Annotated in this window: 20 protein-coding genes; 7 read left to right on the top strand and 13 right to left on the bottom strand. The window is 68.8% G+C overall.

Annotated features, from left to right (window positions below; translation table 11 throughout):
- The first annotated feature begins 30 nt into the window (after positions 1-30).
- The gene (locus tag HUA78_RS39120; RefSeq protein WP_174478525.1) at positions 31-1,383 is read left to right on the top strand and encodes a cytochrome P450; all 1,353 of its coding nucleotides are present in this window, start codon (positions 31-33) and stop codon (positions 1,381-1,383) included.
- A gap of 27 nt (positions 1,384-1,410) precedes the next feature.
- Here HUA78_RS39120 and hppD read toward each other — a convergent pair whose 3' ends face one another.
- Together hppD and HUA78_RS39110 are read right to left on the bottom strand one after the other, a co-directional pair.
- Positions 1,411-2,484 carry a 4-hydroxyphenylpyruvate dioxygenase gene (hppD, locus tag HUA78_RS39115; protein WP_174459231.1) on the bottom strand — a complete coding sequence of 358 codons (1,074 nt, stop codon included), beginning with the start codon at positions 2,482-2,484 and terminating at the stop codon, positions 1,411-1,413.
- Between the two features lie 199 nt (positions 2,485-2,683).
- Positions 2,684-4,321 (bottom strand): cyclic peptide export ABC transporter, encoded by a 1,638-nt coding sequence (locus tag HUA78_RS39110; RefSeq protein WP_141644144.1) that lies wholly within the window; start codon positions 4,319-4,321, stop codon positions 2,684-2,686.
- 177 nt (positions 4,322-4,498) lie between these two features.
- Between HUA78_RS39110 and HUA78_RS39105 the strand changes: the two genes are divergently transcribed.
- Positions 4,499-5,518: a DUF4105 domain-containing protein gene (locus HUA78_RS39105; RefSeq protein WP_174459230.1), complete on the top strand. Its 1,020-nt coding sequence runs from the start codon at positions 4,499-4,501 to the stop codon at positions 5,516-5,518.
- Here HUA78_RS39105 and HUA78_RS39100 read toward each other — a convergent pair.
- From HUA78_RS39100 to HUA78_RS39090, 3 genes are all read right to left on the bottom strand, one after another.
- Entirely contained in the window at positions 5,507-6,253 is a 747-nt protein-coding gene (locus HUA78_RS39100; RefSeq protein ID WP_174462576.1) for a hypothetical protein, read from the bottom strand. The genes HUA78_RS39105 and HUA78_RS39100 overlap by 12 nt on opposite strands.
- Before the next feature lie 74 nt (positions 6,254-6,327).
- Positions 6,328-7,284, bottom strand: a complete 957-nt coding sequence (locus HUA78_RS39095; protein ID WP_141644141.1) for a ketopantoate reductase family protein — start codon at positions 7,282-7,284, stop codon at positions 6,328-6,330.
- A 73-nt stretch (positions 7,285-7,357) separates the two neighbouring features.
- Entirely contained in the window at positions 7,358-8,665 is a 1,308-nt protein-coding gene (locus HUA78_RS39090; RefSeq protein ID WP_174459228.1) for a styrene monooxygenase/indole monooxygenase family protein, read from the bottom strand.
- 239 nt (positions 8,666-8,904) lie between these two features.
- Between HUA78_RS39090 and HUA78_RS39085 the strand changes: the two genes are divergently transcribed.
- On the top strand, positions 8,905-9,906 hold the full coding sequence (locus HUA78_RS39085) for a hypothetical protein (protein ID WP_174478524.1): 1,002 nt from the start codon (positions 8,905-8,907) through the stop codon (positions 9,904-9,906).
- 7 nt (positions 9,907-9,913) lie between these two features.
- Here the strand turns inward: HUA78_RS39085 and HUA78_RS39080 are convergent, their stop codons facing one another.
- The 3 genes from HUA78_RS39080 to dacB all read right to left on the bottom strand — a co-directional run bounded on the left by HUA78_RS39080 (position 9,914) and on the right by dacB (position 14,974).
- Entirely contained in the window at positions 9,914-11,005 is a 1,092-nt protein-coding gene (locus HUA78_RS39080; RefSeq protein WP_174478523.1) for an alanine racemase, read from the bottom strand.
- Positions 11,006-11,145: 140 nt separating this feature from the next.
- Positions 11,146-13,323 carry a prolyl oligopeptidase family protein gene (locus HUA78_RS39075; RefSeq protein WP_174478522.1) on the bottom strand — a complete coding sequence of 726 codons (2,178 nt, stop codon included), beginning with the start codon at positions 13,321-13,323 and terminating at the stop codon, positions 11,146-11,148.
- A gap of 163 nt (positions 13,324-13,486) precedes the next feature.
- A complete protein-coding gene (gene dacB, locus HUA78_RS39070) occupies positions 13,487-14,974 on the bottom strand; it encodes a D-alanyl-D-alanine carboxypeptidase/D-alanyl-D-alanine-endopeptidase (protein ID WP_174478521.1) in 1,488 nt (495 codons plus the stop codon).
- 232 nt (positions 14,975-15,206) lie between these two features.
- Here dacB and HUA78_RS39065 point away from each other — a divergent pair, with 232 nt between their 5' ends.
- Positions 15,207-16,148: an SH3 domain-containing protein gene (locus HUA78_RS39065; RefSeq protein ID WP_174462580.1), complete on the top strand. Its 942-nt coding sequence runs from the start codon at positions 15,207-15,209 to the stop codon at positions 16,146-16,148.
- A gap of 42 nt (positions 16,149-16,190) precedes the next feature.
- Here HUA78_RS39065 and HUA78_RS39060 read toward each other — a convergent pair whose 3' ends face one another.
- From HUA78_RS39060 to HUA78_RS39050, 3 genes are all read right to left on the bottom strand, one after another.
- Positions 16,191-18,314 carry a DUF4114 domain-containing protein gene (locus HUA78_RS39060; RefSeq protein WP_174478520.1) on the bottom strand — a complete coding sequence of 708 codons (2,124 nt, stop codon included), beginning with the start codon at positions 18,312-18,314 and terminating at the stop codon, positions 16,191-16,193.
- A gap of 200 nt (positions 18,315-18,514) precedes the next feature.
- Positions 18,515-19,015 (bottom strand): hypothetical protein, encoded by a 501-nt coding sequence (locus HUA78_RS39055; protein ID WP_174478519.1) that lies wholly within the window; start codon positions 19,013-19,015, stop codon positions 18,515-18,517.
- A 305-nt stretch (positions 19,016-19,320) separates the two neighbouring features.
- Positions 19,321-20,010, bottom strand: coding sequence for a hypothetical protein (locus HUA78_RS39050; RefSeq protein ID WP_174478518.1), 690 nt, complete (start codon positions 20,008-20,010; stop codon positions 19,321-19,323).
- A gap of 120 nt (positions 20,011-20,130) precedes the next feature.
- On the opposite strand from HUA78_RS39050, the gene rdgC reads away from it, so the two are divergent.
- From rdgC to HUA78_RS39035, 3 genes are all read left to right on the top strand, one after another.
- On the top strand, positions 20,131-20,778 hold the full coding sequence (gene rdgC / locus HUA78_RS39045) for a recombination-associated protein RdgC (RefSeq protein ID WP_174462585.1): 648 nt from the start codon (positions 20,131-20,133) through the stop codon (positions 20,776-20,778).
- Positions 20,765-21,454, top strand: a complete 690-nt coding sequence (locus tag HUA78_RS39040) for a hypothetical protein (RefSeq protein WP_141646853.1) — start codon at positions 20,765-20,767, stop codon at positions 21,452-21,454. The genes rdgC and HUA78_RS39040 overlap by 14 nt, the downstream gene beginning before the upstream one ends.
- 558 nt (positions 21,455-22,012) lie before the next feature.
- The gene (locus tag HUA78_RS39035; RefSeq protein ID WP_174459219.1) at positions 22,013-23,872 is read left to right on the top strand and encodes a hypothetical protein; all 1,860 of its coding nucleotides are present in this window, start codon (positions 22,013-22,015) and stop codon (positions 23,870-23,872) included.
- 98 nt (positions 23,873-23,970) lie between these two features.
- Here the strand turns inward: HUA78_RS39035 and HUA78_RS39030 are convergent, their stop codons facing one another.
- Together HUA78_RS39030 and HUA78_RS39025 are read right to left on the bottom strand one after the other, a co-directional pair.
- Positions 23,971-24,510 (bottom strand): GFA family protein, encoded by a 540-nt coding sequence (locus HUA78_RS39030; protein ID WP_174462586.1) that lies wholly within the window; start codon positions 24,508-24,510, stop codon positions 23,971-23,973.
- Positions 24,511-24,573: 63 nt separating this feature from the next.
- Positions 24,574-25,440, bottom strand: a complete 867-nt coding sequence (locus HUA78_RS39025; protein WP_141646850.1) for a hypothetical protein — start codon at positions 25,438-25,440, stop codon at positions 24,574-24,576.
- Positions 25,441-25,471: the final 31 nt, after the last annotated feature.

Below are 25,471 nucleotides of genomic sequence, written 5' to 3'. Positions count from 1 at the left end.
TAAACTGGTGGGATTCGCTCCCGAGACCGCATGGCTTCGACTCCAGCTTCGCCTTACCCCCCGGGTCCCCGGGGTCTCCCCATCTGGGGCAACCTCCTGAGCCACGAGAAAGACCCGTTGGGTCTCTTCGTCGAGAGTTTCCGAGCGCATGGTGACGTGGTCCGCTTCAAGTTGGACGCCAAGCCCACCTACATGTTGAGTCATCCGGACCACGTCCGGTACTTCCTCACCGAGAACGCCCCCAACTACGCGAAGCCGGAGCTGGTGGACGACCCGTTCCTGGGCAACGGGCTCTTCGTGAGCGAGGGGAACTACTGGCGGCGGCAGCGGCGGCTCGTCCAGCCCGCCTTCCACCGGGAGCGGCTGGCCGGCCTGCTGACGGGCATGGTGGACCTCATCCAGCGCAAGCTGGCGCAGTGGGAGGCCGTGCGGGAGCCGGGGCGGCGGTTCGACATCGCGGAGGAGATGGGGGTGCTCTCGCTGCGGATGACGACGCGGGCGCTGTACTCGGATGAGCCCGACGAGCCGACGGCGGAGGCCATGCGCCGGATGATGTGGATGCTGAACGACCGCGGCTCGTTCCTGTACCGGCTCCTGAAGTTGGAGCGGCTGCCCATCTACAAGAAGAAGTGGGCGGACTTCTTCGCCACGTTGCGGCTGCTCAATGGCAAGGCCAAGGAGGTCATCGTCCAGCGCAAGCAAGGCGGTCCCGAGGACGACATCATGGCCATGCTGCTGGCGGCGAAGGACCGCGACACCGGCGAGGGCATGACGGACAAGGAGCTGCGCGACGAGTTCATGAACCTCTACTCCGCGAACGAAGGCGCGGGGGCCGCGCTGGCCTGGGCCTGGCATCTGTTGTCGACCCACCCGGAAATCGCCGACCGGCTGGCCGCCGAGAGCGCGGCGGTGCTCGGTGGCGGGGCGCCGACCCTGGAGTCCCTGCCGCGCCTGCGCTACGCCATGCAGGTGTTCGAGGAGACGCTCCGGCTCTATCCCACGGCCTGGAAGCTGGTGCGCGTGGCCAAGGAGGAGGACACCGTGGGTGGCTACCGCGTGGAGCCGGGCACGGTTGTCGTCGCCATCACCTACGTGCTGCACCGGCACCCGGAGTTCTGGTCGTCACCGGAGACCTTCGATCCGGACCGCTTCGCCCCCGAGTCGCGCGGGGCGCGCCACAAGTTCGCCTACATTCCGTTCGGCGCGGGCCAGCACATCTGCATCGGCAACAACCTGTCGCTGATGTTCGGCGCGCTGGTGCTGGCGATGGTCTCCCAGCGCTTCCGCCTGCGCGCCATTCCCGGGCGGAAGGTGGACATCTATCCGGGCATCTCGCTGCTCCCCCGGGGCGGACTGCCGCTGACGCTGGAGCCCCGGAAGTGATGTGACGTGCGTGGCCGCGGGCTCGTCTCAGCCCGCGGCGCGCGTGGCCTCCTGCTCCTTGGCCGCGTAGAGCGCCTGGATGTTGGCGCCACCGAAGCCTCGGGCCTGCTGCCGCTGGATGACCTCGAAGAAGAGGGTGCGCCGCGCGTGCTGGGAGCGGGTGAAGACCTGCAGCAGCACGCCCCAGGCGTCCCGGTCCATCAGGATGTTGCGCGCCTGGAGCAGCTCCCGGCGGAACGGGCCCAGGGTGCCGAGCCTCGCCTCCAGGTCCTCGTAGTACCCCCGGGGCGCGTCGAGCAGGCCCACGCCCCGCTGGGTCAGCGCATCCACCGCGCGGGTGATGTCGTCCGCGAGGAACGCCAGGTGCTGCACGCCCGAGCCACCATGGGCGTCGACGAAGTCCTCGAGCTGTCCCCTCCGCGCACCGGAGACGGGCTCCTGCAGCGGGAAGCACACCTGTCCCCCCGCGGCCTGCACCACCCGCGAGCTCATCCCGCTGTACTCGGTGCGCACGTCTTCCTGGTGCGTCTGCGCGAAGCCGAGCACGTCCACGTAGAACCCCACCGTGTCCAGCAGCCGGCCCCGCTCCAGGGCGAAGGCGAAGTGGTCCACCCCGGAGAACAGCGTCGCGCCGCCCGAGGGCCCCGCGTCCACCGGCAGGTATGCGCCCGGGAGGTACGCACCCGACGGCGTGTCGCGCTGGATGAACGAATGCACCCAGTTGCCTGGCCCCGCGATGGTGGCCTTCACCACGCGCTGGCCATCGGCTTCGTAGGTGAAGGGCTCGGCCACCGCCCGGGCGCCCCGGCTCACCGCCTCGCGAAAGGCCGTGTGCGCGTCCGGCGTCCCCAGCGCGATGTCTCGCACGCCGTCGCCATGGGCCCGCACGTACGCGGCGACTTCACCCTCGGAGCCCAGGGCGGACGTGACGACGAGCCGCGCGGCTCCCTGCTCGAGCACGAAGGAGCGACGGCCGGGCAGCCCCGTCTCCGGTCCACCGCTGGCCACCATCCGGAAGCCGAGCGCGTGGCAGAAGTAGTAGGCGGAGAGCGCCGCGTCGCCCACGAACAGCTCGGCATGCTCCACCCGCGTGAGCTCCACTCGGAGAACCTCGATTCAAGTGGGCGAGACCATTCCAGGCCAGCCCGATGGGAGCGCGAGACGGTGATTGCGTTGCAATAAGTCTTATCACGGATTGCCGCCGTAAACCTCTCAGCATGTCATCCGTGAAAAGTGTCGGACGCTGTATCACCCGGTGCTCACGCCGAGACATCACGTGGGGCGATGTATCACCCGCGGCTCACGCCGAGACGGCGGTGGGGGCGGTGTCTGGCATGGAGACGAGCTGTCCTGACTCGAGCTTGAGCAGACGGTCGGCCAGGTGGAAGTAACGGTCGTCGTGGCTGATGACGAAGACGAGCTTCCCCTGGTTCTTCAGCGCGGGGAGCATCTCCCGGTAGAACAGCTCGCGGAAGAGGGGGTCCTGGTCCGCGGCCCACTCGTCGAAGACGTAGATGGGGCGGTCCTCCAGGAACGACGTGAGCAGGGCCAGGCGCTTGCGCTGTCCCTGGGAGAGCGACACCGTGGACAGCTTGCCGTCCTCCACGCGCACCTTGTGCTGCAACTGGAGCCGGGACAGGAAACCTTTCGCCTTCTCCTCGAGCCCGGGTTGGTCCAGGCCGAGCATGCGCTCGAAGAGGTGGAAGTCGAAGAACACGGAGGAGAAGAGCTGGCGGTAGGAGCGGCGGTTGGCGGCGGTGATGGGCACGCCGTCCACTCGCAGCTCCCCCTTCTCCGGCGAGTACAGTCCGGTGAGCAGCTTGGCCAGCGTCGTCTTGCCGCTGCCGTTGCCGCCCACGAGGAAGACCAGCTCGCCCCGGCGCATCATCGTGTTGATGGGACCCAGGGTGAAGGTCGCGCCGTCCTGCTCGCGGTAGTAGGTGTGGGTGATGTCCACCAGTTCGACTCGCTCGAACTTCGTCGGCACGGCGCCGTCGGCGGGAGGCTCCGGGTCCGCCAGCGACAGGCCCAGTTTCTCCAACTTCTTCATCGCCACGTGGCTGCGAGACAGGGCGGGCCACTGGTTCATCAGGCCGTCGAGCGGCTGTTGCAGGTACAGCACCACCAGCGCGTACGCGGCCAGCGTGGACATCTCCACCGTCTGGAACCGGGGCACGCCGAAGAGGATGACGGCGATGACGGCCATCACCATGAAGCCGCCCCAGCTCCCGGTGATGATGAAGAGGTTGTTGGTCGTCAGCGAGACACGTGAGACCTCCTCGGCCGTCGGCTTGAGCTCCTTGTTGAAGAAGTCCTCGCTGCGCGCGTGGTGAAGCTGCAGCTCCTTGGCGCCGTCGATGAGCGTCCTGAAGTTGGAGTACAGGGCGTCCTGGCTCTCGCGCCGCTTGTAGAACTGCGAATACGCGTAGCGGTTGGGGATGGCCACGCTCGCCATCACCACGGCGATGACCGCGAGGATCATCATCAGGAGCGGCCCGGACAGCCACGCCAGGTAGACGAGGCAGCCCGCGAGCGTCGCCAGGCAGATGATGACGCCGGGGATGACGGAGATGGTGCTGTTGATGACGGCGATGTCCTCCGTCAGCGCGGCCAACAGCTTGTGCGGCCCGGCGCTCTCCAGCTTGCTCAGCGGGGCCTCCAGCATGCGCCGACACAGCGACAGCCGGAGGTCCAGCAAGGCCACCTGCTGCATGGAGCTGAGCTGCATCTGAGACACGATGCGCAGCACCAGCACCGCCACCGCGAAGCCGAGGAACGCGGGCATCAGCGTCAGCGCGTCCGCCACCGTCCGGGACGTCAGCGCCTGGTTCATCACCGCGACGAGCGCCGCGCTGCATGCACCCGTGAGGATGCCCAGGAGCGCCGCGAGAATGATGGGGAGTTTGGACTTCTGGAAGAGCAGGGCGAGCAATGACACGACGGCTCCCGGAGACCCGGAGGGACCTGAGAATCGGGCCCTCGCCGCTCTCATACGTCATTGCCGCGCGAAGTGATACCCGGGGACAGGCTGCTTATCGGGTTATCATGGTGCCAGGCGGGACGGGGTTGCGCCGCCCTTGGCGAGCGGCCCGGGGGCGCGGAATACTGGGCGGATATGCGACTGCCCGCCCTCGTCCCCAACGTCCTGACCGCCCTGGTGCTTTTCGGGGGGACCGCCTGGGTCGGGCTCGCGCTCGCCTTGACAGGGGCGGGGCCCGAAGGGGCGCACCTCCTCAGGGCATTGGGTGCCCTGGTCGTGGCGGGCCTGGCCCTCGTCGTGTGGCGGCGGTTCGGCTCGCGGTCGGGCGCGGTGGCGGTGGTGCTCGCGGCGTGTGGGGGGCTTCACGTCTGGGCCTGGTCCCAGGCGCCGTCGACCGAGCGCGACTGGGCGCCGGACCTGGCACGGATGGCTCGCGCGGACGTGGAGGGCTCGCGGGTGACGATTCACGACGTGCGCGACTTCCGCTACCGGAGCACGACGGACTGGGATGCGTCCTGGTACTCGGCCACGTATGACGCGCGCGAGCTGACGGGGGCGTGGTTCATCGTGGAGCCGTTCTCCGGCTTCTTCGGCGCCGCGCACACCATGGTGAGCTTCGGCTTCTCGGATGGGCGCTACCTCGTCTTCTCCGTGGAGATTCGTCGCGAGAAGGGGGAGACGTTCTCCGCCGTGGGAGGGCTGTTCCGCCAGTTCGAGCTCGTCTACGTCGTGGGCGACGAGCGGGACCTGGTGCAACTGCGCTCCAACCACCGACATGACGACGTGTACCTCTACCCGGTGAACGCGTCGAAGGAGCGCATCTCCGACTTCTTCCTGGACATGGTGGCCCGGATGAACGCGCTGCACGCGAAGCCGGAGTTCTACAACTCGCTCTCCAACAACTGCACCACCAACCTGGTGCACCACTTCGAGAAGGTGAGCGCGGTGAAGGTGCCCTATGACCACCGCACGCTGCTGCCGGCCTTCTCCGACGCGCTGGCGTACGAGCTGGGGCTCATCGAGACGGACGCGCCGCTGGAAGTGGTGCGCGCGCGGCACCTCATCAACCCGCGCGCGCTGGCGGCGGCGAACCAGCCGGACTTCTCGCGGCGCATCCGTGAGACGCAAGCGCGCGCGGCCGACTCAGCTCCCTGACGCCGCTTTCAAGACGGGGGCCGGCCCGGCCTCCAGGTGGCGGACGTAGTGCGCCTCCAGCGTGGAGAAGTAGCCGCGCTCCTCCCACAGCAGGGCGAGCAGCCGGTCCGCCAGCGACTTCACCTCCGCGCTCTCGCCCGGCTCGGGCGCGCGGGGGCCCACGTTCCTGGGATTGAGGAACACGCGCGTGGCCTCCGCCACCAGCAGCCGGCTGCTCGCGAAGAGGCGCCGCAGGGCCTGATTGACGGGCCTTGCATCCACCTCCGCGCAGGCCGCGACGATGGCCGCGTGGATGGCTTGAGGCTTGTCGCCCTGCAGGCTCAGCGCATCCAGGTCTCCGCGCTCCAGCGCGTGGTGGAGCAGGTAGCCGTGGTGCAGGGACACGGAGGCCACGTCCACGCAGTCCTTCACCCACAGGACGAAGAAGACCTTCCGGAAGAGCTTCTTCACCGGAAGCAGCATCATCCCCTTGAGGTAGCTGGCCAACCGCCCGCCCAGCGTGCGGCCCAGACTGGAGCCCGCGAGCGCCTCCACGGCCTGGTTCGGCGCGCGCAGCCCGCGCTCCTCCAACAGCGAGCGGACCAACTGCTCGCGCACCTGGAAGAGGGCGTAGTCATCCAGGAAGGGGACGGGGATGAGGGGCGTCAGCCCGGAGGCGACGGCATGCAGCGCCACGCGCCCCAGGGGCGGAGACGACGGAGGGCTCGGCGTGGGGCGGGGGCTCGGCTCGCTCATCACTCATCTCTATGCGAAATCCGGCGGACGATTGCGTCAGGCCGTCGGCCCGCTCGGTGGGTGGACGGACAGGCTCAGCCCTGACGCGCGCCGCGCACGTGGGGCATCAGCACGGAGTACAGGGTGCTCATGACGGGCGTGGGGACGCCGAGCGCATGGCCGCGCCGGGCCACCGTGCCCTGGAGGTATTCGACCTCCAGCGGCTTGCCCGCGTCGAAGTCCACCATCATCGACGGGCGGATCTCCGGGGCCATCGCCTCCATGAAGCGCATCACGTCGTCGGGACGCGTGGTGGTGGAGACGCCCTCCGCGGCGGCGACGCGGAGCACCTCGGCGGCGGCCTCGCGGAACATCTCCCGGAAGAAGGGGACCTCTCTCAAGGGGCCAATCGAGGAGCGCGCGGCGGTACAGAAGCCGGACATCGCGGCGAGGAAGGCGAGCTTCTCCCAGAGGGGCGCGCGGATGTCGGCCACCGCCTCCGCGTTGAGGCCCGCCTGGGCGAGCACGTCCCGCAGCGCCTGGACGCGCGGGGAGACGCGCGAGATGTCACCGAACGCCTCGCCCAGCACCACCCGGTGCAGCGTGCCCGCCTGACGGATGACGCCCGGCTCGGTGATGGCGGTGGAGATGTACGTCGTCCCTCCGATGACCGCGGCCTCGCCCACGGCGGCGGCCACCTCCGAGGGGCTGTCCACGCCGTTCTGGAGCGTGACGACCACCGTGCCGGGAGCGCCGTGCGAGGGCTGCTCCTTCGAGGCGAGCAGCGTCTTCACCTGGGCGAGCACGCTGGCGACGTCGTAGTTCTTCACCGCGAGCACCACCACGTCCACCGGCCCCAGCCGCGCGGCGTCCTCTTCGGCGCGGACGGGGACGGTGAAGTCCCCCTCCTGACTGAGGATGGTGAGGCCCCGCTCCCGCATGGCGCGCAGGTGCGAGCCTCGGGCAAGGAAGCCCACGTCGTGCCCCGCGCGCACCAACCTCGCGCCGTAATAGCCGCCCACTCCACCCGAACCGACGATGCCAAATCGCATGGCTCGCGAGGATAGCGAAGCGCCGCCGCTCCCGCAGGAGCGTTTCGACGGCGCCTCGCCCGGACTTCGAGTCTCAGCCGGCGAGAGGCCGGATTCTGGCTCCGGTGTCCCAGCCCATGGCTCCGGACGCGGCCAGCACGTCCGCGCTCGGCGTTCCCGCGTGGGCGATGAACTCCGCGGAGGCCTCGGGCGAGGCACAGGCGGAGAGGATGCGCTCGGGAATCATGAAGGCGCTGACGATGGCGTCGGCCACCCGGTTGTCCCGGCTGCCGGCGACCAGCAGGTCGACGACGTGCGGCGGAGGCGGTTGGAGCAGCGCGTTCGTCCAGTCGGTCGCCGGGGCGACGGCGGTCCACATCCGCGCCTCCGTGTCGCGGCAGAACGTCTCGTCGAAGGGGCGCTCGGACAGGAGCGCGTCCTGGATGGCGATGGCCAGCGTGAAGGCGGAGGCCGACGCGGCGTTGGCGCCCTGGCCCGCGACGGGGTCGTTCGTCACGTGGGTGTCGCCCACCGCCATGACGAAGCGGCCCTCGCCCACCTGGGCCCAGGCGCGGCGCACCACGGGCGTGAAGCCTCCCTGGAGGAAGTCCAGCGGACCTCGGACGCCGAACTCCGTCGGGTCGATGCGCTCGTAGGTGGCGGGCGCGTGGCGGCGCATGAGGTCCAGCAGCATCGCGTCGAAGGCGGCCGGGTCGTCGTCGCGCTTGAGGGAAATCATCGACGCCAGCTCGCTTCCGGGCACCGCCTCGATGAGCGTGCTGGGGACGCGGCCGTGGCGGGTGATCATCTGCGATTCGAAGACCTCACCCTGGCCCGGCACCAGGTTGACGTGCATGCCGAAGGGCTCCGGCATCCGCAGGCCCTTGAGGATCGCCGCGAACAGCACGCGAGGAGGCCGGGTATGCGGCGACAGCTCCGGCACGCGCGGAAACAGCGCGTTGAGCCCATTGCGCCCGGAGGCCACCACCACCAGCGCATGGCGCCGCGTCAGGCCCTCCAGCGCGACGTTGTCCACCGGCGCGACCTCCAGCCGCCCTCCGCGCTCCACGAAGGCCTCCGCGAGCCGGGGCTGATAGAGGCGATAGTCCACGCAGAGGCTCGGCTCGAGGACGCGCCCCTTCACGCTGAACGGATGCGGCCCGTGGACGTGGATGGCGCAGCGGTTCATCGCCAGCTCCGGCGCGCCCCAGAAGTCCACCCACAGCTCCCGCTCCCGTGCGCGAGTGGGCGCATGGTGAGTCACCGTGTTCAGAAGTCGGCCTGCGCGAAGGGCGTCTGGCTCCTGCTCCGCGTAGAGCGTGACGGGAATGCCCTGCGAGAGAAGCTTCAGACCCAGGTGCAGTCCGGCAGTGCCGGCGCCGACGATACCGATGCTCGCCATCTGTCTCTCCTTCACTTTTCCCGACTTGAAAGACTTTGCGTCGGGACGGCCCCTCAGGGGATGTGGGGTTCCCCGGGTGTTCCGGGGTGCGCAGGGCTCCATATCACAATGTGAATGGAGTTCTTTAGACTGGTCATACCCCGAGTCTCAGGAACATGGGGGTCCCCGGGCACCCGTTCGCGAGTGGACCGTTGGGTTCCAGGTTGGGGCCAGACAGTCAGCGGCCCTACAGTCGAGGGATGAGCGCGGCCCTCGACGTGGTGCTGGAAGTGGGCGACGTCACCGAGATGACGGCGGATGTCGCCTTGTTCAAATATGCACAAAAGCTGTACGGCGCGGCTGGCGAGGCGTCACGGCGGCTGGAGGCCGTGGGCGTGCCGCCGGTGCAGGTCGCGGTGCAGCCGGGCGAATTCCGCTTCGTGGAGACGCTGGGCGCGCTGGCCTCGCCGCTGGCGCTCTTCATGGGCACGGTGCGGCTGGGCGAGTTCGGCTACCACGAGATTCGCCAGTTCGCGTTGCGCGCGCTGAAGGCGCTGGAGGCGCACGCCTCGGTGAAGCACGTGGCGGGCACGGTGCACGGCCCCAACTACGGGCTCGACGAGGACGAGGCGGTGCTGGCCTTCGTGGGCGGACTCATCGAGGCCTTCCAGCGCGGCACGGGCCCCAAGGGGTTGGAGCGCTTCACGGTGGTGGAGCTGGACATGCGCCGTGCCCTGCGGCTGCGCAAGGCGCTGGAGCGGGGCCTGGGTGGAACGCCGGGCGTGGAGACGCTGCCAGGGGGAGGTTTCCGGGTGCGGCGCAGCAGCGCGTTCGTGCAGGCGCCGTCCATGGCCAGCGCGGGCACGGTGTCCATGGGAAAGCCTCACGCATTCGTGGCGATGCCCTTCACGCCCGAGTTGGAGGACACGTACCACTACGGCATCCAGGGGCCCGTGAAGGCGGCGGGCCTGCTGTGCGAGCGCGTGGACCAGGCCGTGTTCGACGGGCCCATCATCCAGCGAATCAAGGAGCGCATCGACACGGCGAAGGTCGTCATCGCCGACCTGTCGCTGGCCAATCCCAACGTGTACCTGGAGGTCGGCTACGCGTGGGGTAAAGGGCGGCCCACGCTGCTCCTGGTTCGCGACGTGAAGGAGCTGCGCTTCGACGTCGCGTCCTACCGGTGCATCGTCTATCGCAACATCCGCGAGCTGGAGTCGATGCTCTCGCGCGAGCTGGAGCGGCTCGACAAGCTGGTGTGAGAGGAAGCTACCAGCCGCGCGCGGCGACGGCCCACGTGGCCGTCACGGTGTCGCCGCGCAGCACGTGGAGCCGCTCGTGCAGGTTGACGGCGGCGCAGACGTGGTTGGGGACGACGCGCAACCGGTCCCCCACGCGGGGGCGCCAGGACGTGCCCGAGACGTCGAGCAGGCCGTGCTCCTCGGAGACGCTCCGGACGACGAGCTCGGGCCTGTCCAGCAGCGCGCCATAGCCACCCGTCGGGGCGAGCCCTTCCTCCTTGGCCAGGGCCTTGGAGCCCGCGTCGACCACCACCTGGCCGGGGACGGCGGTGCTCACCACGGTGGTCAGGACGGAGAACGCGCACTCGTTCCAGGCGCAGGCGTTGAGCGCGGCGGTGTTGCGGTCATTCAGCACGTTGATGCCGGGGCGGATCTCCGTCAGGCCTTCCACTTCGTGCGAGCGCCACAGCATGGGCGTGGAGCCTCCGCTGACGACGTCGGGGCGGAGTCCCTCGGAGGCGAGCGCGTCCACGAACTCGCGCACGCGTGCTCCCTGGTTCTTCAACGCGGACTCCTGCTGCTCCACCGGCACGCGCACGTGGCCTGGATAGAAGATGATGCCTCGGTACGTCGCGCCGGACGTGGCGGCGACCGCGCGGGCCAGGGCCACGGCATCGGCCGGGGTCTGCACGCCCACGCGGCGCATGCCCAGGTCCAGCTCCACCAGCACCCCCACGGTTCGCCCCGCGTCCCGGGCCGCGTGGCCCAGTCCCTCCAGCGCCTCCACCGAGTCGAGCGCCACCGTGAGCCGCGTGCGCCGGGGCAGGGCCATCAGTTGCGCGAGTCGGCTCGGGCCCACGGGTGGGTAGGCCAGCAGCACGTCGTCGCAGACGGTGGCCATGACCGCGGCCTCGCGCGGCGTGGCGACGGTGGCGCCCATGGCCCCGGCGGCGAGCTGGAGCGCGGTGAGCTCCGCGGTCTTGTGCGTCTTCGTGTGGGGGCGCCAGTGCAGGCGGTGCTCCCGCGTGTACGCGGCCACGCGCGCGAGGTTTGCTTCCACGCGGTCCAGGTCCACGAGGGCGGCGGGGGTCGTGAGCGCTTCGAGCGGGAGCAGGTCCATGCGGCGCAATCTGGCACCGCGCGCGCTGGCGCTCCAGGTGTCCGTGGCCCGCGCGTGCCCTTCACCTGACACGACGAGGCCCACCTCGGGCCCGGAGCGTTTCCTCCAGGTCCAGGGCGGGCCTCGCCAGCGTCAGCGTGTTACTGCGGCTTGGGGGCCGCGACCTTCTTCGCCGGCGGCAGGTACTTCACGCCGAGCTGGCTGAAGATGAACGAGTACGCGTCCACCTCCTCCTCGATGCGGGCGTTGAGCGGGGTGCCGGAGCCGTGGCCCGTCTCGGCGTCGGCGCGCAGCAGGATGGGGCTCTTGGCCGCCGTGGCCGTCTGCATCCGGGCCACCATCTTCCGCGAGTGGAACGGGTCCACGCGCGGGTCATTGGCGCCGGAGGTGAACAGCACGGGCGGGTACTTCGTGCCGTCCTTCACGTTGTGGACGGGCGAGTAGGCCAGCAGCGCCTTGAACTGCTCGGAGTCCTTCACCGTGCCGTACTCGGTGACGTTGAACTGGCCGTTGGACGTGCGCTCCGAGCGCAGCATGTCGTAGAGGCCCACGCGGGCCACCACGGCGCCGTACGCCTCCGGGTGCTGGGTGACGACGGCGCCCATCAGCAGGCCGCCGTTGCTGCCGCCCTGGATGGCCAGCTTCTTGGGCTGCGTGTACTTCTGGTCCACCAGCAGCTTCGCGCAGGCATAGAAGTCGTCGAAGACGTTCTGCTTCTTCGTCAGCGAGCCCTCGGCGTGCCACTTCTCGCCGAACTCCGAGCCGCCGCGCAGGTTCGCGATGGCGTAGACGCCGCCCTGCTCCAGCCACAGGCCCGCCAGCGGGCTGAAGCCCGGGCTGATGGAGATGTTGAAGCCGCCGTAGCCGGTGAGCAGCGTCGGGTTGGTGCCGTTGAGCTTCGTGCCCTTCTTCTTGAGGATGGTGAGCGGAACCTTGGTGCCGTCCTTCGACGTGGCCTCGGTGCGCACCACCTCCACGTCGCTCACGTCCATGGGCGAGGTCTTGGCCAGGGCCGTCTTGGTCACCTTGCCGTCCGCGGGCGTGAAGCGGTACCAGGCCTGCGGCTGCACGAAGCTGGAGTTGCTGAAGTAGATGTCCTCGCCGCCCGCGCTCACCAGTCCGCCCACCGACGATACCGGCGGGGTGGGGACCAGGCCCAGGTCCTTGCCCTTCAGGTCCACCATGCGCAGCTGCGACGGGCCGCCGAGCTGCTCGCTCACGTACAGGCGCGACTTCGTCGGGAAGAAGCCCTGGACGCTGGCCTCGCCCTCGGGCAGCAGCACCGTGGCCTTGTCCAGCGTCGGGGTGGCCAGGGCCAGGCGCAGCACCTTGCCGCGCGGCGCGTCCTGCCGGCTGAGCAGGTAGAGGGCGCCGTCATGGCCAAAGCGGGCGCGGATGACCTTGTCCGCGAACTTCGTCACCTGCGTCCACTTCCCGTCGGGGCCGTGGAGGTACAGCATGAACTCGCCGCCGTCGCCGTTGGCGACCATCGCAGTGATGTACTTGCCGTCGGGCGACGTCTCCAGCTCCGTCATGGCGATGCGTGGGAAGTCCTTGCCCAGCGCGTACGTGTCCTTCTCCGTGGGCGTGCCCAGCTTGTGGAAGTACACCTGCTGGAAGAAGTCCCGGTCCTCCGCCGGGCGCTCCTCGCCGCGCGGATAACGCGTGTAGAAGTAGCCCGTTCCGTCCGCGTTCCACGCGAGGCCACCGCCCGCCGTGCCGCCGTTCACGCGAGGGACGACCTCGTTCGGCAGCGGCTTGCCCGTGGCCACGTCATAGACGGACACGTCGCCGCTCTCCGTGCCGTTCTTCGACAGCGACACCGCCAGCTTCTTGCCGTCCAGCGTGGGCTCGATGAAGTCGATGGTGGTGTGGCCCGACGGGTCGATGACCATGGGGTCCAGCAGCGAGCGCTCCTTCGACGTGTCGTCAGCGGAGCCAATCACCACCACGTACGGCTGTTGCCGGGGCGGCTGATACTTGACGCCGATGAGGGTGCCGTTGGCCTCCGTCAAACCCGCGTAGCCCGGGGACTTCCAGGACAGCAGCTCGGCGACGCGCTGACGGATGCCCTCGCGGCCGGGCAGCCTGTCCAGGATGGCCCGCGTGTGGGCGTTCTGGGCGTCGTTCCACTGCTTCACCTTCGCGTCATCGGTGGCCTCCAGCCACTGGTAGGCGTCCTTCACCTCCGTGCCGTGGTAGGTGTCGACGACCTCCTTCTTCTCCGTGACGGGCGGCTTGGACGCGCCCTTGCCTGCGGCCGGGGACGTGAGTGGCAGCAGCAGTGCCGCCGCGGCCAGTGCGGTTGTCAGCTTCATGTTCACCTCGGGGATAGGGAAAGGCGGACGCAGCCTGCCACGTCCTATCCTCCGTGGCGTCGGTTCCCGACAGGGGAATGTCGCCACGGAGCCCGTGTTCCCTCGGGTTGCTTCCAGGCGTGCGCTGCGTCAAAGCCGCCGGGGAATTCGAGAACGCCCATCGTCACGGGGCGCGCAGGGGAAGCTCGACCAGGGCGGCGGCGAAGCGGTCGAAGGCCTCGTTGGCGGGGAGGGCGGTGGTTTCGTCCATGTTGCCGAGCATCAACGCGAAGACAACGCGCGGGTGCTCGGCGTCACCGGGCCGGTCCACCACGCCCGCGAAGCACTTCTGTCCGGAGAGCGTGCCCGTCTTGGCGCGGATGCGGCCCGCGGTGATGGCGGTGACGGGGCGGGTGGCCAGCGTGCCGTCCACGCCGGCCACGGGCAGGCTGTCCACCAGCGCGGCGCCGTAGGGCTCTCGCAGGCTGGTGAAGAGCACGCGCGCCAGGCCTCGCGCGGTGGCCAGGTTGTACCGGGACAGGCCGCTGCCATCGACGGGGCGCAGGTCTCGGGCGGGGATGCCGCGACGGGTGAGCTCCTCGGCCAACGCGCTGCGCAGCGTGGCGTAGCCCTCCGTGCCGCTGCGCTCGCGCGCGAAGCGCAGGCCCAGTCGCTCCGCGTAGAGGTTGAGGGACTCCTTGTTGGTGGCCTTCACCAGCTCCGACAGGGGCGGGCTGACCAGGGTGACGAGCGGCTCCGGCACGGGCGGGCGCAGGGGGCCGGGAGCCTCCAGGGTGGTGGGCAGGCGGGGCACGCCGCGCTTGAGCAGGGCTTCCTCCACGCAGGCGGAGAAGAGGACCTGGGGCTCGTCCACGGAGAGCTTCACCGCGGCGGAGCGGGGGCACTGGTTGACGGGGGAGCGCCACACGCAGCGCACGCCCGGGGCACCGCGCTGGCGCGTGCAGGAGAGGTTCGCGCGCTCCGCGTTCGGGTCCACGCGGACGATGGCGGAGAGCGTGGCGAAGGCCGGGGTGAGCTGCACGGTGGGAGGCAGCGCGCAGTCGGCGCCGTCCGCGCGGGACAGCGCGAGGTCCACGACGTTCTCCCGGAAGACGAAGGGCGTGGGGGCGGCGCTGTAGGCATAGGCGGCGTCATCCCAGGCCCAGCCCGGACCGAATGCGGCCTCCACGTCGTCGGTGCCTCGCACGCGCACCTGTCCGCGCCACTGTTGGACGCCGCGCGCCTGGAGCGCGTCCGCGACCTGCTCGCAGGCGAGCGCCGTCTCCGGAAAACGCCACGAGCCCAGCGACGGGTCCCCCGATGGGTCCACCACGAGGTCGCCAAGGTACAGCCCGTTCGTCAGCGTGCCCTCCAGCGTCACCGGCGTGTGGAAGCGGAAGTCCGGACCGAGCGCGGAGAGCACCGACGCGGTGGAGACGACCTTCATCGTGGACGCGGGCAGCAACCGGATGTGCTCCCGATGCGCGAACAGTGGCTCGCCGGTTCGCGCGTCCAGCACGAAGGCGCTCGCGAGCGCGCCCTCGTCCTCCAGGGTGGCGAAGAGGCTGCTCGCCACCGAGCCCACGGTGCGAGCTTCAGGGTGCTGCGCATGGCGACAGCCGGCGAGCATCGAGGTGGCCAGCAGCAGGGAGAGGGGCAGGGCTTGGCTCATCACGCGCGCCACGCTAACCCTGACGGCAGTGGGTGTCATGCGGCGAGGTGCGGGGGAGGGTGAGCCGTACGAACCCGGCCGTCCGGTATGCGACCCGGCTGTCCTCCCTTCGTGTGACTCGGCTCATCGTGTCACCGGGGCCGCATGAGAGGAATTGGGTGCGGGGCCTTGCTTCGGGGGGAGGGGGTGTTGGAGAAAGGGCGCGGGTTGTTCCCACCAGGGATGGTTCCGCATGTTTCCCGGCTTGTGGCTGTCGTTGCTCCTGACGCAGACGTCCGCGCCCTCGCTCCACTTCAGCGCCGAAAAGGTGAAGGAGGGGCAGCAGCGCACGCCGGAGCAATTCGCCTTCACGACCTGGGAGCCGTCCTGCGAGCTGGAGACATTGTTCGTGGGGGTGGATGAGGCGAACCTCCGGAAGGAGCCCTCGACGGAGGCGGCGGTGGTCGCCGTGTTGCCCCTGGGCGCGGCCGTGCGAGTGCAGGAGCGTGGCACGGCGCGTCTGAAGGTGGGGGAGTACGTCAACCACTGGTACTCGGTGGAGCATGTGGACACGAAGGGCACCGCGGAGAAGGCGGACGACGCGGTCTTGCGGGGCTGGCTCTTCGGCAACACGCTGACGCCCTTCCGGTTCGAGGAGGACTTCGACGGGGACGGAGAGAAGGAGGTCGCCACGGTGGTGATGAGTGGGGACTTCAAGATTCGCGTCCGGGTCCTGGAGCCGAAGCTGAAGCCTCCCTTCCGAGTCAGCAGCGTGGACGCCAAACCCGCGGGGGAGAACTGGCGCCAGGTCAGTGGCGGACCGGCGGCGGTGACACTCGTTCCCTCGAAGACCGCGGGAGTCGTCCTGCTGCGGGTGGACTCCACCCCCGAGGAGTGTGGCGACTACAGCACCACGTACGTGAGCTACACCGTGCCAGGGAACAAGAAGGGTGTCCTGGGCACGGCGAAGCTGGCGCTGTCGCTGGAGGGCGTGTCGGAGGCTCCCGGTGTCTCCCGATACGAGGTCTCCTTCCAGGCGCGGAAGAAGGAACTCACGATGGTGAGGACCGATGAGCAGGAGGATGAGTCCGGCAATGTGCTGACGACGAAGGCCCAGACGCGCTACCAGCTCAAGGACGGCGTCTACTCAGAACTGACGCCGGCGGGCTCCTCCGTCGCGGAGTCGAAGCCCTGACGGACGACGAGTCCCTGTCACGAAGGGACTCGTCGCCGAGCGTCAGTGCGTCGCGGGGACTGGACTCAGGGGCGTGAAGCCCAGCTCGTAGCCGATGTCCACGTTGGAGATAACCAACGGACACCAGAAATTCGGGTGGGTGAGCCGGGCCTTCCAGCAGAGCTGAGAACCTCCGGACGGCGGAAGGCTCATCACGGCTTCGTTCTGTCCGGGCTCGAAGGGTACGTTCAACCAGGTGGGCGCGGGATTCGTCTGGCAGCTCCCATTCGCGCACACGTTGCAGTCCGAGGCGACGGCGTACGCGATGCCGAAGTTGCTCGCTGATTGCTGGCACTCCAGGGGAGCCCAGTCGGTCTTGCGAACGCGCAGGCGGGAGATGGCGCACTGGCCATCCAGGGCGGGGCTGATGACGTTGGAGCGGACGTTGCCTGGCACGCGAGTGGCCTGAAGGAGGAGCACCACGTTCGTGAAGTCCCGATCGCCTCCTCCGTTGAGGTCCTCGATGCCGAGGATCCAGTTGCCCGGGCTCGTGGTCACCGCTTGCACCTGGAAGTGCGGCATGTTGCCGTTGCTGACCCTGGGCACCCAGCTTCGCGCCTTCGGCAGGACGATGTTTCCATAGGCGGGCGTCCCGAGCAGGTCGTGGGAGGTATACTGGAGCCAACCACAGAGCGGCTGGCTGGTGGAGGCATCGGGGCAGGTGTAGTCCATGGGCCTGATGGGATTGCAGCGCGGGTCACGCGCACAACCCAGGTTGTACTGGGCCACCGGCGAGGTTCCGCGGGCATCCTGATCCAGGTTCCAACCCGGCTTCGAGAAGAAGACGGACGTGGAGGTCTTCAGGTGCAGGCTGCACCGGCCATCTATCGCCTTCATCAGGCAGGGATACACCGTGCCGTCACCGTTCGGGTCGTGGGTGGCGTCGTAATAGGTGACGAGGAAGAAGACGATCTCCCGTCCCGCCTGGATGCGCCCCAGCTTCACGGTGCGGTCGGCCGGAGTGATGCCAGGGTCCGGGTTGGTGGTCCGAAGCACTCCGTCCGGCGTGTACGCGGAGGTGTCGTAGTCGGGAAGGCCGTCCTCGAAGGACTCGCTCCGGTCTTGGACCGGGCCCAGTTGCTTGAAGGTGGTCCTGTTGGGGTCGTCGTCAGTCAACAGGAAGGCCAGATGCCCGAGTCCCATGTTGGCATTCGCGGGCGCCGCGGGCTCGAGCAGATTGGGGATGCGCGCAAAGAGGCCTCCGTCCGAGAAACCGGTGGCTGGAGTCTGCGCGACAGCGAGTGCGCCGACGACATCCACGGGGATGAGGTTGTTTGTCTGTCCCGGTCGGGCGTCCGCGAGCAGGACATCGGGCGAGAAGACCGGGTTGCAGGTTCGGTCCATCGCCAGTTCCGGCTGGCTGAGGAAGCCATTGACCGAGAGGAAGGGTTGGGAGCACCGGCGAGTCGTGCCGATGTAGGGCCGTGATGCATGGAAGCCGGACGGAGGCGCGAGGTTGTAGATGTCCTCGTGGAGGTCGGTGATGCCGTTGTTGTTGGCGTCGCTCAGGAAGTCGTCGCCGGAGTATTCTGGGGTCCCGCGGGTGTCGACATAGCCGCGCGCGATGAGGTCGTCGTAGTACATCCAGCCCAGCGAATGGGATGCCAGGGCGTCGGTGCTCAGGAAGGACAGGGACAGCTCGACGTCCGAGGCGAACATCATCAACTCGCCGCCGAAAACGGAGAGGAGCGGCTCCGGATAATTCAGCGCCGAGTTCGATAGGAGGGACACGTTGTCGAGGGACTGGAACTGGCCTTCCGCGAAAGGGGGCTGGTGGTCGTCGTTGAGGGTGGGGCCCACTTGGAAGGAGAAGTCCACTTCGGAGGAGAGGCCCTGTGCGTTGGTGACGGTGACCTTCACGGGGGCGCTGCCGGGGATGATGCAGTCCGGGGCGGTCCAGGTGATTTCGCTGCTGTCCTCGCCGTTCAGCTGGGTGCTCAGCTCTCCCATGGTGGCGGTCCAGGTGAAATTGATTCGACCGCCCTGGGGATCACGTGCCCTCACCACCAACCGCGCGGTGCCGCGCGAGGGCACGACGGACTGGGACTGGCTGCTACCGAGAATCAGGGGCGGTGGAGGGGTCCTCGCGGCGGCTGCCCGGGTGCCCGTGGCCAGCAGTGCCAGCATGACGACGAAAGCCAGGCTTCGTGGAACTGGAGTTGGAATCAATGACAAGACAATCCCCCTCGGATTGACGGTTGATGGATGCTGCCCCCGTGCTGAATCCAGCCTTCCGAGGGCGCGCTCATGGACGCCGGAGCGTGCACCGACTGACGGTGCGCGCTCACGCCGCGATGCCACGCTTTCTCCGGGGGGTATGGGTCGAATCAGAACCGGCCGACGAGCCCCGCGAAGCCGCCATCCCTCGACGCGCCCACGGTGGGGGCGACCAGGAGCCCCTCGTCTCGCCGCGGACTTCGCGCGGAGAGCCCACCCCCGCTGAATCGGTGCGACAGCTCGTTGAGCAGGAGCGCGCCCACGGTGGGAATCAGCAGGCTGAGCACGATGTGCGTGCCTCCCTCCGTCACGAGCGGTTCGCCCGGCGCGTTGTCCCCCGTCATCAGGGCCACGACCACCGTGCCGAGCCCGCCGCCCAGCACGCTGAGCGCGAAGTCGCCGTTGCTCCCGAGGGCCCGGCCCGTGGCGAAGACCCCGATGCCCGAGCCGCCAGCCATGCCGATGAAGATGGGAATCAGGCTTTGTCCGCAGTGGATGGTGGCGGGGAAGGAGCCGCAGCTCGTGAGCCTGCCCATGGAGAAGAGCCCGCCAATGGTTCCACCCGCGGCGCCGCCCAGAAGCGTCCCCGCGAGTCGGACGCGGGTGTCCATGGGCGTGGAGGCGCCTCGCACGCCGCTCGGGTTGTCTTCATTCGCCGAGGTGAGGGGAGGGGGACTAGGCCTTCCTGGGCGAAGGACGTGAAGGACAGCAACGCGACGACGAACAGCGTTGGGAGACGCGCGGTCATGGCAGACACCCAAAGCTCGTGCGCCCGGCCGGGCACTTCACTTCAGGGTGGGGTGTGGGAATGGCCAGGAATGACATGCGCGAGTGGCCCGAGTCCGCGCATGACTGGCGCACCCACGATAGCCGAACGCCAGCTGGCCGACGCAAGTGACCGGTGGTCTCAGCCCCGCTAGAACCTGCCAGCGACTCCACCCATCAGCCCGCCGTGAGGCGTCACCCGGAAGGTGAACGCGGGCAGCGGCGCACCCTGGTTGCGTGTCTGGGAAAAGCGAGACACCGCGGGCGGCTCTGAGCGGGAGAGCTCATAACCCAGCATGGCGCCGATGGGAGGAAGGGCCAGGAGGGTGATGATTCCGAAGGCGTCTGCCCCTTCGTTGGCGAAGAACCCCAGCGCGCCCGCGCCAGTGCCCGCCAGCCCGCCCACCACGGTCGCCAGGAGCGACCCGCGCCCCCTCATCACGCTTCCGGCCGCGTAGGTCCCCATCGCCGAGCCCAGCGCCATGCCCGCGAAGCCCGCGACGATGGGGAGGGCGCAATCCTCGTCGATGAACGCGCAGTCCCCCACGAGGGTTCCTCCGAGCAGTGCCAGGACGCCGCCTCCCACCATCCCCAGCCCGCCCGCCACCGTCTCGATCATGACGCGCGGCACGGTGGACACCCCTGCCTTCTCGGGGGCCTCGGCCAACGGGGGCCGCTGAGGCACGAAGGGCGCGGGCTCCACGTCGTCCGGCGCGGAGATCAACGGTGGTGCCTGGACCGTCGTGGGCGCCTGGGCGTCCTCCTGCGCGAGCACTTCCCGGGGGAGGGTGGCACCCAGCAAGAGCACGGCGAGCAGGCACGACACAGGGGCGAGCTTCATGGGCGGTACATTCCTCCAACCGCGAGGTAGGCACCAGCGCACCCGTGTCCCGGTCGGGAGGGGGACAGCACCAAGAGTGCCTTGACGTCGTAGCTCGCGCCCCCCATCCTGCCGCGCCCCATGCCTGTCCTTCGTGGTGCCGTCACCTTCTCGCGCTTCCGGGTCGAACCCGCCAAGGAAGCGCCTTCCGACATCAAGCGCTGGCTGACCCGCGGTCTCAAGGCGCACGCGTTCGAGCCCATCGACCGTCGCTCCGAGGATGACCGCGCGGCCGGCTTCGTCGAACTGGAGAACGCGGACGCCGTCGAGTTCTCCGTCGGCCGCGTCTTTTACGGAGAGTACGTCCTCTTCTCCTTCCGCATCGACTCGTTGAAGGTCCCCGCGTCCGCGATGAAGGAGGAGATGGCGAAGTGGTCCGCCAACTTCGAGGCGGAGAATGACCGTCCGCCCAGCCGTGGCGAGAAGACGCAGGCGAAGGCGCAGGTCAAGCAGATGCTCCGCACCCGCGCCACGCCGCGCACCAACGTGCTGGACGTGAGCTGGAACCAGAAGACGCAGCAGCTGCAGATCTGGGCCGCGTCCCGCAAGGTGGTGGAGGAGATCATCATCGCGCTGGAGAACGCGCTGGGCCTGAAGCTCGTGGGGCTGACGCCGGCCGCCATCGCCCAGACGTCGGGAATCGACGAGAACGCGCTCGGGCCCACGGCGGAGCTGATTGGCATGGACCTGCCGGCGACGTCGGCGGAGGTGGCACATGGCGAAGCGTGAGCAGGCGCGGGCGGAAGCCGCCTTCGCGCGAGGAGATGTCGGCGTCGACGGCGCCGCCACCGAGGAGACGAAGGACGTCGCCGAGGTGGAGCGTGGTCAGGCGCGAGAGCAGCTCCTGCGGGGCCGGGCCTACCTGGGCCGCGAGCTGCTGACGTGGATGCTGTGGCGCTCGGAGACGGGTGACGCGCTGGTGGAGCTGGAGGGCACGGGCGTCAATGTGCTCTTCATGGGACGCATCACCCTGCGCGGCGTGGCGGGCGACGTCACGGAGCTGAGCGCGAAGGGCACGCTGGCGCCGTACTCGGAGCAGGTGAAGCACGCGCTGGACAAGGGCCTGCTGGTGGCCCAGGCGCGCATCCGCTTCACGCATGGCGAGAAGGAGTATGAGGCCACGCTCGACTCGGAGTTCCTCGACGTTCGCGCCGCGAAGCTGCCCGCGCTGATGAGCGAGGAAGAGGATGACCAGCTCAACGAGCGGTTGTTCCTCACCGAGCAACTGTCCGCGATGATCGACGCGCTGGTGGGGGACTTCCTCAAGATTCGCGTGGGGAAGACCTGGAGCAAGCAGGTGGTTCCGGCGATGAAGGAGTGGATGCGCGGCGACGAGCAGGGCGCCAACGCGCTCTCCAAGGCCGCGCGCGCCCGGGGCCGCGACGCCCGCGCAGCCCGGCACTGAGCATTGGGGCCGCTGACAGGGGCGTGTTCCCCTGTCAGCGCCTCGCGAAGCGTGGAACGGAAGCCGCGCGCCCGTTGTCGGCTCTCCACGATTCACGGACTCAACGCCATACGGACAGACGCCCGCTTCAAGCGAGCCGTCAATGATTCCTCCCGGTCGGGAGAGGCATTCCGTCAGGAATGTCAGACATTGACGAAAGAGGCGGCGCGGACCCGTCAGTGCCGGGGGGCCAAAACCGCACACATGTCAGTCCATGGGCGGAAAGGGAGTGGATGCGCGGCCGCGAACAACAGGCTTGGCGAATCCGCGAATCCAGGGTAACTGTTCCAGCCGCAGGGGCCGCAGCCACGGGATGGATCATCGATTCATCCCTTGATGGGACGTATATCCATGCAAGCAGCCCCCTTGTTCCGCTCTCCGGCGGTGAAGCTCCGTACAAGTCCCTGGATTCGTGCCCTGTCCCTGCTCGTGGTCCTGGGTGGGGGGCTGGCGCACGCCGCCAGTTCTCAGGCCGTGTCCCGCTCAAGTCCCTCGAGCCTGGCGTCCCTGCTTCCAACCATGTGCGCCCGCGTCCATGGGACCGCTGGCTTCCAGCGCGCTTTCTGCGCGGCCGGCAATGTCGGCGCCACCTGCGTCGGCGACGTCACCCGGACCTGCACCGATGATGGCAGCACCCTCCATCCGCGCTGGTATCAGGCCGCCATCGACTGGGCGAAGGCCAACGGTCACTCGAGGGTGGTGTTGGATCCAGGCACCATCACCATCTCCGAAGCCACGAAGCTCGCGTGGAGCTGGCCCTGGGGCAATGGCTTTGGCCTCCACGTCCCGACGGGAATCCACCTGGAGGGCACGTCGCTGTCCCCGCCCACCATCATCAACGTCGACCACGACACCACGAAGCTCAACGGGTTGATCATCGTCGCGGGCACGGGCACCGAGGAGGGCCTGCTCAACGACGCCAGCGTCTCCAACCTGACCCTGGTGGGCACCACGAACGTTGGCTACAGCCAGGGACAGGAGTGCCCGGCGCGCGCCCACTCACTCAACTCCATCCTGGAGCTGGATGGCCACGAGCCGCCCTCACCCGACGCCACGGTCTTCAACACGGGGACGATGCCGCGCCGGTGGACCGTCGGAGTCCAGGTCAACCACGCCGAGGCCATGAACGGCCCGGCGGTGAACGTCCACCACCTGCGCATCGTCCACCTCGGGGCGGGTATCGCGTATGGCTGGAACACGGCCCACGTGAAGGAGAACCCCACGTGCGAGACCACGCCCGGAATCAAGATCTCCATCCAGCCCGCCAGCGCGACGTGGAACGGGCCCACCAACCCCGTGACCTATACCTGCCCCAGCGGGTGGGATCTCAAGGCGCTGAGCCGCCGGCCCGGCACCGCCGAGTGCCGCCCCACGTCCTGCAACGCGGACGGCAGCATCCCCTCTGGACAGTGCCCGGCGCTGCCCCCGCTTGGCGAGGGTGAGACCGTGCCGAACACGATGTACTGCATGCGAGTCGACCCCACCACGGAGTTCGGAACGCGGCGGTATTGCACGAACCAGCCCTTCGAGTTCCGAGGCAACGCCAATGCCCGCTCCCAGGTCCACCACAACTCCATCTGTGATGTGAATGTGGGCATCAACATCGTGGGCGGTAACGTCGACGTCTCCAAGAACGTCGTCCTGCGGGCGCCCCACAACGTGCCCCTCACCAGCAACTTCGGCCTGAGCACCGACGGGCACATGCCGTACACCAGCTCGACGACCCACACCGAAAACTTCGTCTCGGGTTTCTCGCTGGGCTTCCTCACCGATGGCAGCCAGTACACCGTCGCGCCCCCGTGCGCGTTTCGCCAGTTGACCGGCTTTGATGTCGGGGACTTCGGCGACTACAACCACGTGCTCGAGCTGCAGCAGCACCTGCTCGATGACGCGCAGAAGTACTACGCGTTGACCGAACCGATGCGCGGCTTCATCGACCATGTGTATGTGCGCGACAACCGCTTCTACAAGAACCCGATTGGCCTCACCTTCTACCGGGTCAACTGGGGCTTCGTCGGCTTCAACACCATCGACTCCCAGCTCACCGGCGTGAAGGGGCAGGTCGGCGTCCTCGTCGACAACACGCTCAACAGTTGGGTTTACGGAAACACCATCCGAGACTTCAGCACCAGCCTCGAGTTCCGCGGGTCGCCGGGCCATCAGTCGACGCTGGGCTCCTGCTACAACGGCAACCACGTGGTCTGTGATGCGCCGGGCTGCCCCAACTGGGCCAGCTACCCCAACGTGTTCTCGGGAAGCGATGTCGTGGGTGGCACGGCGTGCAACGTCGCGTACTCGGCGAACTACTGCGCGGACCCGACGTCGCTGCCCTCTCCCTCGTTCCCCGTGGGCGTCACGAGGCAGTGCTACTCATACTGAGGTCACGGTGGAGTCAGGGATGCGCGGCGTGGAATGGACCGCGCATCCCCACCGCGAGCCCGCGGAGCGCTTCACGCACCGTCAGGCCAGGGAGGGTGTCAGAGCTGCAGCTTGCCGTTGACGCAGGTGATCTTCGGGCTGCGGAACCCCATCGCGATCCATGCGCCCAGGAGCTTGGCGAAGAATGAGACCGATTGCCGCTTCCCGTTCGGGATATCGTCGGGAAGCGTCGTGCCGGGCGGAAGGTCCTCGGTCATCGTTCGCAGCTGGAGCGGGGGCAGCGTTCCCGCGGGCCAAAGACAGCCATAGAGGCTGAGCCAGTGGCCGCCCTGGAACTCGAGGAAGACGGGCGTGTTGCAACAGGTGGCGACGACCCGCCGGGTCTTCGCCTCGGGCGTGAGGCGGAACTCCTCGAAGTGGTCGGTGCCCGCGAGGAAGCGGACGCGGTCCTTGCGGTAGAGAACGAAGCGCGTCGCGCCGATTGGTCCCAGGATGCGCGGGGCCGAGGGAAGGGTCTGTATCCGGGCGCCGGCGGCACGGCAGCTATTGCAGCAGCATTCGGTGCTGACGATGGGCGCGCCCTCCACCTCGAGATGGACCTGTCCGCACGCGCAGCCGAGTCGAGTGGTCTGTGTCATGTCCGTGCTTTCTACCTGCTGGAGCCGCCGACGCGCAGGTGATTGTAGGGGCGCGTCGCGGGCTCACGGAGCGGGTGGGGCGAGCGCCCGGAAACCCTCCGCGAGCGCGAGACCGATGTTGCCCATCAAGTCCTGCCGCGCGTTGACCACGTAGAGGTGGGGCGTGAGCGCCCAGACCTCGCGGACGATGCGACGGGGAGGCGGGGCGGGCTGGGTGCTCAGCTCCGCCTGGAGCAGGGGCAGCACCTTGTCGGACAGCCGCAGCGCGGTGTCCATGACGAAGACGGACACGTGCGGACGCAGCGCGCGCACGCGCCGGAAGAAGGCGCCCACCTCGTCCGCTGCCAGGTGCTTGGGCGGCGAGGACTTCATCTCCAGATAGACGAGTCGTCCTTCCGCCGCGCCCACGACGTCCAGGTCTCCGCCGACGTCGGGCGCATGGAACTTCACGCCCGCGGCCACGTCGAAGCCGAAGCGGCCTCGCAGCTCGTGCGCGACGTACCACTCCAGCGTGCCTCCGAAGCTGGCGGTGGGGTGGCGCAGCAGGTAACGCCCGTCGGCCTCGCGCGTGGCCAGGTCCAGTGCCACCAGGTCCTCGGCGAAGGCCGTGGCGCCGGCTTCCTCCAGGTAGCGCGTGGCCTCCATCGGCGTGAAGCTCCCGTGCCGCAGAATGGCGCCGCGCAGGAACAGTCGGAAGGCGTAGTGGCCCAGGCGCTCCACGAGTCGCTCCGCCCGCGCGCCGCTCACGTCGGCGGGGAAGGGCAGGTCCAGTGGTGCGACGGTGGCCTGGAATCCACGGCGCGCCAGCATCGCCAGGGGCTCGTTACCCGGTGGCACCAACAGGCGCGGCGCGGGGGAAGCACCGGCCTCGCCCAGCTCCAGCTCACGCGCCGTGGGGAGGTCTTCCTCGGGGGGCGGCTGCTCCGTCATGGCCGCACCCTAGCCCGCTTCCGGACGAGAG

The sequence above is a fragment of the Myxococcus sp. CA033 genome (genome assembly GCF_013336625.1).
Classification (GTDB): Bacteria; Myxococcota; Myxococcia; order Myxococcales; family Myxococcaceae; genus Myxococcus; species Myxococcus llanfairpwllgwyngyllgogerychwyrndrobwllllantysiliogogogochensis.
This window is presented reverse-complemented; position numbering and strand designations above follow the sequence as displayed.

Excerpts from the sequence above, each read along its gene's own strand:
- dacB (WP_174478521.1), bottom strand. The coding sequence starts at position 14,974 with ATGAGCCAAGCCCTGCCCCTCTCCCTGCTGCTGGCCACCTCGATGCTC.
- HUA78_RS39065 (WP_174462580.1), top strand. The coding sequence starts at position 15,207 with ATGTTTCCCGGCTTGTGGCTGTCGTTGCTCCTGACGCAGACGTCCGCG.
- HUA78_RS39040 (WP_141646853.1), top strand. The coding sequence starts at position 20,765 with ATGGCGAAGCGTGAGCAGGCGCGGGCGGAAGCCGCCTTCGCGCGAGGA.
- HUA78_RS39100 (WP_174462576.1), bottom strand. The coding sequence starts at position 6,253 with ATGAGCGAGCCGAGCCCCCGCCCCACGCCGAGCCCTCCGTCGTCTCCG.
- HUA78_RS39075 (WP_174478522.1), bottom strand. The coding sequence starts at position 13,323 with ATGAAGCTGACAACCGCACTGGCCGCGGCGGCACTGCTGCTGCCACTC.
- HUA78_RS39030 (WP_174462586.1), bottom strand. The coding sequence starts at position 24,510 with ATGACACAGACCACTCGACTCGGCTGCGCGTGCGGACAGGTCCATCTC.
- HUA78_RS39060 (WP_174478520.1), bottom strand. The coding sequence starts at position 18,314 with ATGCTGGCACTGCTGGCCACGGGCACCCGGGCAGCCGCCGCGAGGACC.
- rdgC (WP_174462585.1), top strand. The coding sequence starts at position 20,131 with ATGCCTGTCCTTCGTGGTGCCGTCACCTTCTCGCGCTTCCGGGTCGAA.
- HUA78_RS39035 (WP_174459219.1), top strand. The coding sequence starts at position 22,013 with ATGTGCGCCCGCGTCCATGGGACCGCTGGCTTCCAGCGCGCTTTCTGC.
- HUA78_RS39095 (WP_141644141.1), bottom strand. The coding sequence starts at position 7,284 with ATGCGATTTGGCATCGTCGGTTCGGGTGGAGTGGGCGGCTATTACGGC.
- HUA78_RS39120 (WP_174478525.1), top strand. The coding sequence starts at position 31 with ATGGCTTCGACTCCAGCTTCGCCTTACCCCCCGGGTCCCCGGGGTCTC.
- HUA78_RS39055 (WP_174478519.1), bottom strand. The coding sequence starts at position 19,015 with ATGGACACCCGCGTCCGACTCGCGGGGACGCTTCTGGGCGGCGCCGCG.
- HUA78_RS39105 (WP_174459230.1), top strand. The coding sequence starts at position 4,499 with ATGCGACTGCCCGCCCTCGTCCCCAACGTCCTGACCGCCCTGGTGCTT.
- HUA78_RS39090 (WP_174459228.1), bottom strand. The coding sequence starts at position 8,665 with ATGGCGAGCATCGGTATCGTCGGCGCCGGCACTGCCGGACTGCACCTG.
- HUA78_RS39025 (WP_141646850.1), bottom strand. The coding sequence starts at position 25,440 with ATGACGGAGCAGCCGCCCCCCGAGGAAGACCTCCCCACGGCGCGTGAG.
- HUA78_RS39080 (WP_174478523.1), bottom strand. The coding sequence starts at position 11,005 with ATGGACCTGCTCCCGCTCGAAGCGCTCACGACCCCCGCCGCCCTCGTG.
- HUA78_RS39085 (WP_174478524.1), top strand. The coding sequence starts at position 8,905 with ATGAGCGCGGCCCTCGACGTGGTGCTGGAAGTGGGCGACGTCACCGAG.
- HUA78_RS39050 (WP_174478518.1), bottom strand. The coding sequence starts at position 20,010 with ATGAAGCTCGCCCCTGTGTCGTGCCTGCTCGCCGTGCTCTTGCTGGGT.